Annotated in this window: 9 protein-coding genes; 4 read left to right on the forward strand and 5 right to left on the reverse strand. The window is 61.3% G+C overall.

Features of this window, described 5'->3' with window-relative positions:
- Position 1 precedes the first annotated feature (1 nt).
- Complete coding sequence (gene glnK / locus HU759_RS29720; RefSeq protein ID WP_002555808.1) at positions 2 to 340, reverse strand: P-II family nitrogen regulator; 339 nt, start codon at positions 338 to 340, stop codon at positions 2 to 4.
- 421 nt (positions 341 to 761) lie between these two features.
- On the opposite strand from glnK, the gene HU759_RS29725 reads away from it, so the two are divergent.
- Together HU759_RS29725 and HU759_RS29730 are read left to right on the forward strand one after the other, a co-directional pair.
- On the forward strand, positions 762 to 1,025 hold the full coding sequence (locus HU759_RS29725; protein WP_058421153.1) for an accessory factor UbiK family protein: 264 nt from the start codon (positions 762 to 764) through the stop codon (positions 1,023 to 1,025).
- A gap of 197 nt (positions 1,026 to 1,222) precedes the next feature.
- Positions 1,223 to 2,719: a YifB family Mg chelatase-like AAA ATPase gene (locus HU759_RS29730; protein ID WP_138452421.1), complete on the forward strand. Its 1,497-nt coding sequence runs from the start codon at positions 1,223 to 1,225 to the stop codon at positions 2,717 to 2,719.
- Between the two features lie 182 nt (positions 2,720 to 2,901).
- Here HU759_RS29730 and HU759_RS29735 read toward each other — a convergent pair whose 3' ends face one another.
- Positions 2,902 to 3,480, reverse strand: a complete 579-nt coding sequence (locus HU759_RS29735) for a TetR family transcriptional regulator C-terminal domain-containing protein (RefSeq protein ID WP_170036728.1) — start codon at positions 3,478 to 3,480, stop codon at positions 2,902 to 2,904.
- Positions 3,481 to 3,592: 112 nt separating this feature from the next.
- Between HU759_RS29735 and HU759_RS29740 the strand changes: the two genes are divergently transcribed.
- Positions 3,593 to 4,507, forward strand: coding sequence for an ABC transporter six-transmembrane domain-containing protein (locus HU759_RS29740; protein WP_170036726.1), 915 nt, complete (start codon positions 3,593 to 3,595; stop codon positions 4,505 to 4,507).
- Between the two features lie 3 nt (positions 4,508 to 4,510).
- On the opposite strand, the gene HU759_RS29745 is transcribed toward HU759_RS29740, so the two are convergent.
- On the reverse strand, positions 4,511 to 6,487 hold the full coding sequence (locus tag HU759_RS29745; protein ID WP_170036724.1) for a methyl-accepting chemotaxis protein: 1,977 nt from the start codon (positions 6,485 to 6,487) through the stop codon (positions 4,511 to 4,513).
- A gap of 167 nt (positions 6,488 to 6,654) precedes the next feature.
- Positions 6,655 to 7,575 carry a LysR substrate-binding domain-containing protein gene (locus HU759_RS29750; protein ID WP_017135874.1) on the reverse strand — a complete coding sequence of 307 codons (921 nt, stop codon included), beginning with the start codon at positions 7,573 to 7,575 and terminating at the stop codon, positions 6,655 to 6,657.
- 136 nt (positions 7,576 to 7,711) lie between these two features.
- On the opposite strand from HU759_RS29750, the gene HU759_RS29755 reads away from it, so the two are divergent.
- Positions 7,712 to 9,115, forward strand: coding sequence for a NorM family multidrug efflux MATE transporter (locus HU759_RS29755; RefSeq protein WP_017135873.1), 1,404 nt, complete (start codon positions 7,712 to 7,714; stop codon positions 9,113 to 9,115).
- A gap of 129 nt (positions 9,116 to 9,244) precedes the next feature.
- Here HU759_RS29755 and HU759_RS29760 read toward each other — a convergent pair whose 3' ends face one another.
- Positions 9,245 to 10,909 carry an EAL domain-containing protein gene (locus HU759_RS29760; protein WP_170036719.1) on the reverse strand — a complete coding sequence of 555 codons (1,665 nt, stop codon included), beginning with the start codon at positions 10,907 to 10,909 and terminating at the stop codon, positions 9,245 to 9,247.
- Positions 10,910 to 11,164: the final 255 nt, after the last annotated feature.

Here is an 11,164-nt window from a genome sequence, read left to right on the forward strand (position 1 = left end):
CTTAGATTGCGTCGGTATCGGTTTCGCCGGTACGGATGCGAATAGCCTGTTCCAGATTGACCACGAAGATCTTGCCGTCACCGATCTTGCCGGTGTTGGCCGCCTTGGTTATCGCCTCGATAACCCGGTCAAGATCCTTGTCGTCAATGGCGACATCAATCTTCACCTTTGGCAGGAAATCGACCACGTATTCCGCGCCGCGATACAGCTCGGTGTGCCCCTTCTGCCGACCGAAGCCTTTGACCTCAGTAACGGTAATGCCCTGCACGCCGATCTCGGACAGTGACTCGCGTACATCGTCCAACTTGAACGGCTTGATGATGGCAGTGACTAGCTTCATGAAAACTCTCTCCCGAATTGGTGGACTTGCCCCAGGAAAACAAACCCGTCTCAAGTCTAAGCGCAGTGCCTGGCTTTGTAACGCGTCGTCGCCTCGGCATTTGCCGTTGCGACGCCAGCGAACCACTGGTGACGAAACCTGTACCCCTGATCCGTCGGCGCACTGCATTCGTCACAGCGACTGCATCAGTGCATGGGTCATGATCGTCTAAGCAGAAACCTTGCCAGCTCCGTAAAAACCACTGAAATCAGTCCTTTGCCCACTTATGCCCACCTGCGGGGCGTATTGGCGGCTGCAATGCGCACAAAAACAGTGCGTAGCCGCCCAGCCCTCTGCGCGAAAAGCGTGCGCTCGCGGCCGTGAAAGGACTATAGACGCTGCGTGATACACTGCCGACCAACAGTTTTCCGGAATATTTCCCATGCTCGCGCCCAAAGACCTCCTCGACGCCCTGAGCGGCCACGCCTCTCGCCTGTTCAGCGGCGAAACCCCGCTGCCCCGCAACGAAATCGAAAGCCAGTTCAAGGCGCTGCTGCAAAGCGGCTTCAGCAAGCTTGACCTGGTGAGCCGGGAAGAATTTGACAGCCAGATGGTCGTGCTGGCCCGCACCCGTGCGCGGCTGGAGAGTCTGGAAGCGAAGGTAGCGGAGCTGGAAGCGCGGTTGACGCCACCCGCTGCTGAATAAACCCGGCCCCTGTGGGAGCTGGCTTGCCTGCGATAGCGGTGTTGAATTCACTGGCGCTATCGCAGGCAAGCCAGCTCCCACGGTGTTCTGCGTCGCTCTTTGGATACGTTCAGTAAAACCTCCCGCCCTCGAAAGCATCTCACCTCGTCTACCCTTGAAAAACCCGCAGGAAGCGGCCTCCCACTCAAGGAACGAGCATGTCCCTCGCCATCGTCCACAGCCGTGCCCAAATTGGCGTAGAAGCCCCCGCCGTTACCGTCGAAGTGCATATGGCCAATGGTCTTCCATCGCTTACCTTGGTGGGCCTGCCGGAAACCGCCGTCAAGGAAAGCAAGGACCGCGTGCGCAGCGCCATCCTCAACTGCGCGCTGCAATACCCGGCCCGCCGTATCACCCTCAACCTGGCGCCCGCCGACCTGCCCAAGGATGGTGGGCGTTTTGATTTGGCGATTGCCTTGGGCATCCTGGCCGCCAGCGTGCAGGTGCCGGCATTGATGCTCGATGACGTGGAATGCCTGGGGGAATTGGCCCTGTCCGGTGAGGTGCGGGCGGTCAAAGGTGTGCTGCCGGCCGCGCTGGCCGCACGCAAGGCCGGGCGCACCGTGATAGTGCCGCGGGCAAATGCCGAGGAGGCGTGCCTGGCGTCGGGGTTGAAGGTGATTGCAGTGGACCACCTGCTGCAAGTGGTGGCGCACCTGAATGGGCTGGTGCCGATTGAGCCGTATAAATCCGACGGCTTGCTGTACTTGAACAAACCCTACCCGGACCTGAGTGAGGTGCAAGGCCAGCTTGCCGCCAAGCGCGCACTGCTGATTGCGGCTGCGGGCGCGCACAACCTGCTGTTCAGCGGACCACCCGGCACCGGCAAGACCTTGCTCGCCAGCCGCCTGCCTGGTTTGCTGCCGCCCTTGAGTGAGCAGGAAGCCCTGGAAGTGGCGGCCATTCAGTCAGTGGTCAGCCTGGCGCCGTTGAGCCATTGGCCGCACCGTCCGTTTCGTCAACCGCACCATTCAGCGTCGGGGCCGGCGCTGGTGGGCGGCGGGTCAAAACCGCAGCCGGGGGAAATTACCCTGGCCCATCATGGCGTGCTGTTTCTGGATGAGCTGCCGGAGTTTGATCGCAAGGTGCTGGAAGTGCTGCGCGAGCCGCTCGAATCCGGGCATATCGTGATCTCCCGCGCCCGCGACCGGGTGAGTTTTCCGGCACGTTTTCAATTGGTGGCCGCCATGAACCCCTGCCCTTGCGGCTATTTGGGTGAACCCAGCGGGCGCTGTCGGTGTACGCCGGAGCAGATTCAGCGTTATCGCAACAAGCTCTCAGGGCCGTTGCTGGACCGGATCGACTTGCACCTGACCGTGGCACGGGAGACCACTGCGCTGAACCCGACCCAACACACTGGCGATAATACGGCGACGGCTTCGGCGCAGGTGGCAGAGGCTCGAGAACGCCAGCAAAAGCGCCAGGGCTGCGCCAATGCCTTTCTGAATCTGCCGGGGTTACGCGAGCACTGCACACTGGCAAAAGCCGATGAAGGCTGGCTGGAAAGCGCCTGCGAGCGACTGACCTTGTCCCTGCGCGCAGCCCACCGGCTGCTCAAGGTAGCGCGCACCCTGGCGGACCTTGAGCGGGTTGAAAACATTGCCCGGCATCATTTGCAGGAGGCCTTGCAGTACCGGCCTGCGGCAGTCGGCTAGCGCTTAACGAACGCAAATTCTGTGGCATGTGGGCTTTTGTGGCGAGCGGGCTTGCCCCGCGTTGGAGTGCGAAGCGCTCCTGGTCCGGCCAATACGATTCAACCGGTAGAGCCGGGGCCGCCGTGCAGCCCAACGCGGGGCAAGCCCGCTCGCCACAGTGAAATGGTGTAAATACCGAGCCCTTATGCGGAGAAACCCAACAGCAGCTGCGCCACTTCCATGACCTCATCCAGCACCGCCTCGGCCGACGCCGCAGACGGTTTGAGCATCAGGTCATCGGCATACCCCATCGCCAATGCGAAAATTTGCCGGGCCGCGCGTTGCGGCGAGTCGCAGCGAAAAATCCCCTCAGCCACGCCTCGCTCAATCACCTCAGCCAGCATGCCTTGCCACTGCGCGTTGATCACCAGATACGCCTGGGCCATTTGCGGGTCGTGCATGGCTTCGTCCCAGGCATCCAGCCACAACGCCCAGCCGGCATCAGCGGTGCTCGGCAGGCAATCACCTAAAAAACCCACCAGCGCCTCAAGTGGCGGAGCATCTGCCAAGGGCTCGCGCACTTCATCCAATTGCTCATTGGCAAAGCGCACAAAGGCTTCGCGACGCAGTTCGTTCCAGTCGCTGAAGTAGTGATAGACGTGGCTGCGCGACAAGCCGGCATGCTCGGCCAGGTCGCGGGTGGACACATCGGCAAAGCCCTTGCTGCGAAACAGCTCCAGGGCAGCGGCGATGATCTGGTCTTTACGGTCGATACGCGACATGGGCAATTCCTTTGGGCGCCGGTAGATAAGCGGCGCTTGCTTTTTGAGCGATCGCTCAAGGATACTTGAGCAGTCGCTCAATAATAGCGTCTATCACTCCTTTGGTGCACCCATGTCATCCGTGACCCCGCAAATCCTGATTGAAGAAAGCAAGAAAATCGGCCAGCAATCCGCCGGCCAAACGCTCAAGGCGATCGCCAAGGCATACCCCGGCAAGCTGTTCTGCACACTGTCACTGGTGGCGCTGGAGAATGCGCTGCTGTTGGCCTACCCGTTGTTTGCCGGGTTTGCGGTGGACTCGATTATCCGTGGCGATGCCACCAGCGCATTGTTCTATGCGTTGGTGGTGATGGCGTTCTGGGTGGTCGGCGCGGCGCGACGGGCGCTGGATACGCGCACCTTTACGCGAATCTACGCCGACCTTGCGGTGCCGGTGATTCTTAACCAGCGCCTGCAGAACCACAGCACCTCAAAATCCGCCGCACGGGTGGTGCTTGCGCGCGAATTCGTCGACTTCTTTGAAAAGCACGTGCCGATTATCGCCACGGCGCTGGTCTCGATTATTGGCGCGGCGGTGATGCTGATCGTGATTGAGCCTTGGGTCGGCCTGGCGTGCCTGGCCGCCCTGCTCTTATGCGTGACGCTGCTGCCACGCTTTGCCCAGCGCAACCAGGAACTGCATGAGCGCCTGAATGATCGCCTGGAGAAAGAAATCGGCCTGGTGGAAAAAGTCGGCGCACCGACCTTGCGTCGCCACTACCACGTGCTGTCACGCCTGCGCATCTGGCTGTCCGACCGCGAGGCCGCCGCGTACCTGTTTCTCGGCACGCTGGCAGCCCTGCTGTTTGTGGTCGCGATCAGCCAGCTGGCTTTGTCGCCGGCGGTCAAGGCCGGCCACATCTACGCGGTCATGACCTACCTGTGGACCTTCGTCACCAGCATGGACGAGGCGCCTGGGATGGTCGACCAACTGGCGCGCCTCAAGGATATCGGCAAGCGCGTGGACCCAGGCCTGGGCGAGCATTAAGCCTTAACGAAAACGGTCGACCTCCTGCCGCAAGCCTGCCGCCAGGGTTTCCAGTTCCTTGGCGGTAATGGCCAGGTTCGACACCACTTCGCGCTGTTCGCTGTTAGCCAATGCGATGCTTTGCAAGTTGCTGCTCAGCACGTTGGCCGTGCTGCTCTGCTCCTGGGTCGCGGTGGTAATGGCAGCAAATTGCTGGCCTGCCGAACGGCTTTGCTCGTCGATGCGCGCCAGGGCCGAGGCCACGTCGGCGTTGCGCGACAGGCCTTCCTGCATCAACACGTTGCCGTGCTCCATGGTGCTGATGGCGTTGCCGGTTTCCTGCTGGATGCTTTGGATCATCACCGAGATTTCGTCGGTGGCCTGGCGCGTACGCGAGGCCAGGTTACGCACCTCGTCGGCAACCACCGCAAAGCCCCGGCCTTGTTCACCGGCCCGCGCCGCCTCGATGGCGGCGTTGAGCGCCAGCAGGTTGGTTTGCTCGGCAATCGAGGTGATCACGCCGACGATTCCGCCAATTTCCTGGGAGCGCTGGCCCAAGGTGTTGATCACCGTGGCCGTGCTGTTGAGGGCAGTGGCGATATGCTCCAGCGACGACGACGCCTCTTGCATCGAGGTGCGGCCAATACGCGTCTGCTGGGCGTTTTCCTGGGCCAATCGCTCGGTATTGCCCATGTTGTCGGCGATGTTCAGCGAGGTGGCGCTGAACTCTTCCACTGCGCCAGCCATGCTGGTGATTTCGCCGGACTGCTGCTCCATGCCCTCATAGGCCCCACCCGACAGGCCGGACAACGCCTGAGCCCGGCTGTTGACCTCTTCTGCCGCTTTGCGAATATGCGAGACCATGGTCGAAAGCGCCTCACCCATCTGGTTGAAGCTGCTCGCCAACTGGCCGATTTCATCATGGCTGGACACATTCAAGCGTGCGCTCAAATCGCCAGCGCCCAAGGCTTCGGCCTGGCGCACCAAGTCGCTCAAAGGCTGCAATTTGCTGCGCAGCAACCACACCGCTGCGCCTACTGCCAGCAACATCGCCAGTACGCTGCCGATCACCAGGCGAATGCCGACCGCCCATGTGACTGCACGTATTTCGGACTTCGGCATGCTCGCCACCACCGACCACGGCCCGCCTTCAAACGGCACCGCAACGCTGTAGAAGTCTTCGTCCTTGTCGCTCCAGAAGCGGCCTTTGCCTGGGTTCTTGGCCAGATCAAGCATCACCGGAACCGCCTGATCCAGCGCCTGCACACCCGCCGGTGGCACCAGCCAGTGCTTCTGTTCGTCCAGCAAGGCAAGTGAGCCAGTCTGGCCGATACGGAAGCGCTTGAGGTTGTCGAACTGGGCCTTCTGCTCATCGGTGTAATCAAAGCCGATAAACAACACGGCGATCACCTTGCCGGCGGCATCGCGCACGGGGCTGTACTGGGTCATGTAGGCGCGATCGAACAACACCGCCCGCCCGATGTAATTCTGCCCGGCCAACAGGCGCTGGTAGGCCGGATGCTGGTGATCCAGCACAGTCCCGATGGCCCGATTGCCATCTTGTTTGGTCAGGGAGGTACTGATGCGAATGAAGTCTTCGCCACTGCGCACAAACACAGTGGCCACGCCGCCGGACATCTGCTTGAACTCGTCCACCTCCGCGAAGTTGTTGTTCAACACCTCATCGCCCAACAGCAGGCTCGGGGTCTGCACACCGGCCACGGCGACTTGCTGGTCAGCGCGCACACTCAACCCGGCGCCAAAGCGCTTTTCAAACAGCCCGCTCAATCGCTGAGTACTTTCGCGCAAGGTGCTGTGGAAGGTGTTGAGTTGATCGGCCAGCAAGCGTGCCTCGCTGGCCAGGTGTTCCTCGCGGGTGTCGAGGTTGGCCGAATCCAAGGAACGCAGGGCAAAAACAGTACTGCCGCTGATGACGACCGCCAAAATAACGGCCAAGGCGAGGCCTAACTGGGAGGCGATCCGAGCGCGAGGTTGAGACATGACAGCTCCTGGCCGAGGCCAGGATCATCCTGATCTCTTAGCGCAGCTCGGCAAATTATCTGGTGGGAAACGCTGGAAAATAAAGGTTCCAGCACACCTTATTCGGCAAGCGCAGACAATACTTGAGCGATTTACAGGGGTACCGCGCAAACGATTGCACCGAAGCGCTAGGCAAGGCGTTCGACCTGGGGCAATTCCATGGCATTGACTTCGCCTTGAAGAAACTCCGCCAATCGCCGCAAACGCTCACCACCGGGACGGGTTTTCGGCCACACCAGGTAGTAATTTTCCCCACTGGCCACCGCCGTCGGCCACGGCAGGCTCAAACGGCCCTGGGCCACATCTTCGGCCACCATCAGCAAATCGCCCATGGACACGCCGTAACCCCGCGCGGCGGCGATCATGCCCAACTCCAAGGTATCGAACACCTGCCCACCCTTGAGCGACACCTGGGACGACAACCCCATGCGCTCCAGCCAATTGCGCCAGTCACGGCGGTCGGGTGTGGGGTGCAGCAGCTCGGCGCTTGCCAGTCGTGGGACGTCCCACGGCCCGTCATTGAGCAGGTTGGGCGCACCCACCGGAATCAGCAACTCGGGGAACAGGTAACAGGCCTCCCAGTCCGCAGGAAAGTGCCCGTAGCTCAGTAATACAGCGCAGTCGAAGGGTTCCTGGTTGAAGTCCACTTCATCCACGCTCATCCATGCACTGGTCAGTTGCACTTCATTGCCAGGCTGCAAGGCGCGAAAGCGACTGAGCCGCGCCAGCAACCAGCGCATGGTCAGGGTCGATGGCGCCTTCATGCGCAGGATGTCGTCTTCGGCGTTCAGGGTGTGGCAGGCGCGTTCCAGCGCCGCGAAGCCTTCGCGCACGCCGGGCAACAGCAGGCGCGCCGCTTCGGTGAGCTGCAGGTTGCGGCCACTGCGCTGGAACAGGCGGCAGGCGAAGTGCTCTTCGAGCGTACGGATATGCCGGCTGACAGCACTTTGCGTGATGGAAAGCTCATCCGCCGCACGGGTAAATGAGTTGTGCCGGGAGGCGGCTTCAAAGGCGCGCAAGGCATAAAGCGGCGGTAGACGGCGTGCCATAGAAGAACCCCCTCAGATCAATACCCAACCCTACCATGAGTTTTAATCATGCGAATGATCGCTTTTATCCTTTTGTGTAATGCCTCGGGAGCGCCGAGAATCAGCCCTTTCCCAACCCTCTGACTTTTTGAGTGTGATGATCATGCAACATCCGGTGCGTACTGAACTCTGGGCCATTCTGCGGCTGTCGGGGCCGTTGATTGCCTCACAGTTGGCGCACATGCTGATGGTGCTGACCGACACGCTGATGATGGCCCGCCTGAGCCCCGAAGCCCTGGCCGGTGGCGGCTTGGGCGCCGCGAGCTATTCGTTCGTCGCGATCTTCTGCATCGGTGTGATTGCCGCCGTCGGCACGCTGGTCGCCATCCGTCATGGCGCCGGTGACATCGAAGGCGCCACTCGCCTGACCCAAGCAGGTCTTTGGTTGGCGTGGTTGATGGCGTTGGTGGCCGGCTTGCTGTTGTGGAATCTCAAGCCCGTGCTGCTGATGTTCGGCCAGACCGAAACCAACGTGCAGGCGGCTGGGCAATTCTTGACCATCCTGCCGTTCGCCCTGCCCGGCTACCTGAGCTTCATGGCCTTGCGCGGTTTCACCAGCGCCATCGGCAAGGCAACGCCGGTGATGGTGATCAGCCTGGGCGGCACGGTACTCAACTACTTGCTCAACCATGCCTTGATCGAAGGCATGTTCGGTCTGCCGAAGCTCGGCCTGATGGGCATCGGCCTGGTAACAGCGATCGTCGCCAACAGCATGGCCCTGGCGCTGATGTGGTACATCCGCAGCAACCGGGCTTACGCAGCCTACCCGCTCGGCGCGGGCCTGCTGCGCCTTAACACTCAGTATCTGCGTGAGCTATGGCGCCTGGGCCTGCCGATTGGCGGCACCTATGCAGTGGAGGTCGGTTTGTTTGCCTTCGCGGCGTTGTGCATGGGCACCATGGGCAGTACGCAATTGGCAGCGCATCAGATTGCCCTGCAAATCGTTTCGGTGGCGTTCATGGTGCCGGCGGGGATGTCCTACGCGATTACCATGCGCATCGGCCAGCATTACGGCGCCGGGCAATTGCTGCAGGCGCGCATGGCCGGGCGGGTCGGCATCGGTTTTGGCGCGTTGGTGATGTTGGGATTTGCCGTTGTGCTGTGGCTGTTTTCCGATGCGCTTATCGGGCTGTTTCTGGACCATAACGACCCAGCCTTCCACGACGTCATCGTGCTGGCGGTCAGCCTGTTGGCCGTGGCGGCGTGGTTTGAGTTGTTCGACGGCGTGCAAACCATTGCCATGGGCTGTATTCGCGGGCTGAAGGACGCCAAGACCACCTTCCTGGTGGGTTTGGGTTGCTATTGGCTGATCGGCGCGCCGTCTGCTTGGTTGATGGCGTTCACCCTGGGCTGGGGCCCAACGGGCGTGTGGTGGGGTTTGGCGCTTGGGCTGGCGTGTGCGGCCGTCAGCCTGACGTGGGCGTTTGAGGCGAAGATGAAGCGGATGATTCGGCAGGAGCCTGAAGTGCGCACGCAATTCCCGGCCATGCAACCAGACTAGAGAATGTACTCGGTCAATGTGGGAGCTGGCTTGCCTGCGATGGCGGTGTGTCAGATGCCAAATTGGCTGGCTGGCCCACCGCCATCGCAGGCAAGCCAGCTCCCACATTTTTGATTGGGTTTACAACCTTCAGCCCAGCAGCGCCTGCTGGCTCTTGCCGAACGTCAAATACTCCACCAGTTCCGGCAACGGCAACGGCTTGCTGATCAGGTAACCCTGGGCCTGATCACACCCAAACAGCCGCAACAACGCCAGCTGTTCAGGGGTTTCCACCCCTTCGGCCACCACTTCCAGGTTGAGGTTGTGGGCCAGGTTGATCATGGCATGCACCAGCTTGCGGTTTTCTTCGCGCTCTTCCATGCCGCCGACGAAGCTCTTGTCGATCTTCAGCAAGGCAATTGGCAGGCTGTTGAGGTGCACGAATGAGGAAAAACCGGTGCCGAAATCATCCAGGGAAAACCGCACACCCAAGCGGCCAAGGGCGTCCATGGTCTGCTTGACCAAGTCACTGCGGCGCATCACGGCGGTCTCGGTCAGCTCGAACTCCAGCCACTGCGCTTCGACACCACGCTCGGCGATCAGCCGGCTCAACGTCGAAAGCAACTGGCTGTCCTGGAATTGGCGAAACGACAGGTTGACCGCCATATGCAGCGGCGGCAGGCCGCGTTCGCGCAGGTCTTGCATATCGCGCAAGGCCCGCGAGATCACCCAGTAACCCAATGGCACAATCAGGCCACTCTGTTCGGCCAAGGGCACGAATTCGCTGGGTGGCAACAGGCCACGCTCGCCGTGGCGCCAGCGCACCAGCGCTTCCAGGCCGACGATATGCCCGTCGTCCAAATCCAGGCGCGGCTGGTAATGCAGCTCCAGTTCGTCGCGGCGCAGAGCACGGCGCAGCTCACTTTCCAGGTCGGCCAGGCTGCGGGCGTTGCGGTTGATGCGTTCGTTGAAGATGTGAAAGGTACAGCCCTGGGTACTCTTGGCCTGCTGCATGGCGATGTGCGCGTGCCACATCAGCGGGTCGGCCCCGGCGCGGGCACGGGCATGTGCCACGCCCAGGCTGCAGCCGATCAGCAGGCTTTCGCCATCCACCCAATACGGCTCGGCCATGGCTTCGGTAATGCGCTCGGCCATCCACTCGGCGCGCTGGGGCGCACGGCGGGTGTCGATCAGCAGGGCGAATTCGTCGCTGCCCAGGCGCGCCAGTTGGTCACCGGCTTCGAGTTGGCTCTTGAGCCGCGAGACCACTTGCAGGATCAAACGATCGCCGGCCTGATGGCCCAAGGCGTCGTTGGCGTGACGAAAATTGTCGAGGTCCAGATGGCCGAGGGCCAGGCCACGGCCTTCGTTTTCGGCTAGACGCGCCGCCAGCAAGGTCTGGAAACCCTGGCGGTTGGCGATACCGGTGAGCGGGTCCTGCTCGGCCAGGCGCTGCAGGGTGTTTTCCAGCACGCCGCGCTCACGCACGTGGCGCAGGCAGCGGCGCAAGGTATCGGTATCCAATGCACCAAAGACCAGCCAGTCGCTCACACCCAGCGGTGAAACCAGCGGTTCCTGCTCCAGCAGCAATATGCACGGCAGGCTGCAACGGCCTGGGCCGGGTTGCAGGCTGGGCGTGGTCAATAACATGGCACTGTGGTCGTCATCGAACAGACGACTCACCGAGTCCCAGTTGGGCGCGCTGACCAGCACAGCCCCATCGCCCATCGGCGCCAGGCACTCGCGCAACAACGCTGCCCACGCTGGCTCATCGGCCAGTAGCAGCAAACGCAAGGGTTCGACAGGCGTAGACAAGCTAGCTCCCTAGACTCTGCAAAATTTTTTGGCGGCGGGCATTATGACGCGCGGCCTGATAATCACCAATGATAAGGGTTATCAAATACGCTAACGGTATACATTCGCTGCAGTTACCCGTCACATCCTGCGGCAAAGTATCAAAACCGGCAAATTTAGATCGAGTGGTACGTCACACCGTCGTTCTAAAGCAGCAGAATCTTGCCAGCCTGTTAAAATGCCCGCCCTTTTGAACAACGACTCCCTGATTTCTGT

The sequence above is a fragment of the Pseudomonas sp. OE 28.3 genome (assembly GCF_014268205.2).
In the GTDB taxonomy this organism is placed as follows: domain Bacteria; phylum Pseudomonadota; class Gammaproteobacteria; order Pseudomonadales; family Pseudomonadaceae; genus Aquipseudomonas; species Aquipseudomonas edaphica.

Excerpts from the sequence above, each read along its gene's own strand:
- glnK (WP_002555808.1), bottom strand. The coding sequence starts at position 340 with ATGAAGCTAGTCACTGCCATCATCAAGCCGTTCAAGTTGGACGATGTA.
- HU759_RS29725 (WP_058421153.1), top strand. The coding sequence starts at position 762 with ATGCTCGCGCCCAAAGACCTCCTCGACGCCCTGAGCGGCCACGCCTCT.
- HU759_RS29730 (WP_138452421.1), top strand. The coding sequence starts at position 1,223 with ATGTCCCTCGCCATCGTCCACAGCCGTGCCCAAATTGGCGTAGAAGCC.
- HU759_RS29735 (WP_170036728.1), bottom strand. The coding sequence starts at position 3,480 with ATGTCGCGTATCGACCGTAAAGACCAGATCATCGCCGCTGCCCTGGAG.
- HU759_RS29740 (WP_170036726.1), top strand. The coding sequence starts at position 3,593 with ATGTCATCCGTGACCCCGCAAATCCTGATTGAAGAAAGCAAGAAAATC.
- HU759_RS29745 (WP_170036724.1), bottom strand. The coding sequence starts at position 6,487 with ATGTCTCAACCTCGCGCTCGGATCGCCTCCCAGTTAGGCCTCGCCTTG.
- HU759_RS29750 (WP_017135874.1), bottom strand. The coding sequence starts at position 7,575 with ATGGCACGCCGTCTACCGCCGCTTTATGCCTTGCGCGCCTTTGAAGCC.
- HU759_RS29755 (WP_017135873.1), top strand. The coding sequence starts at position 7,712 with ATGATCATGCAACATCCGGTGCGTACTGAACTCTGGGCCATTCTGCGG.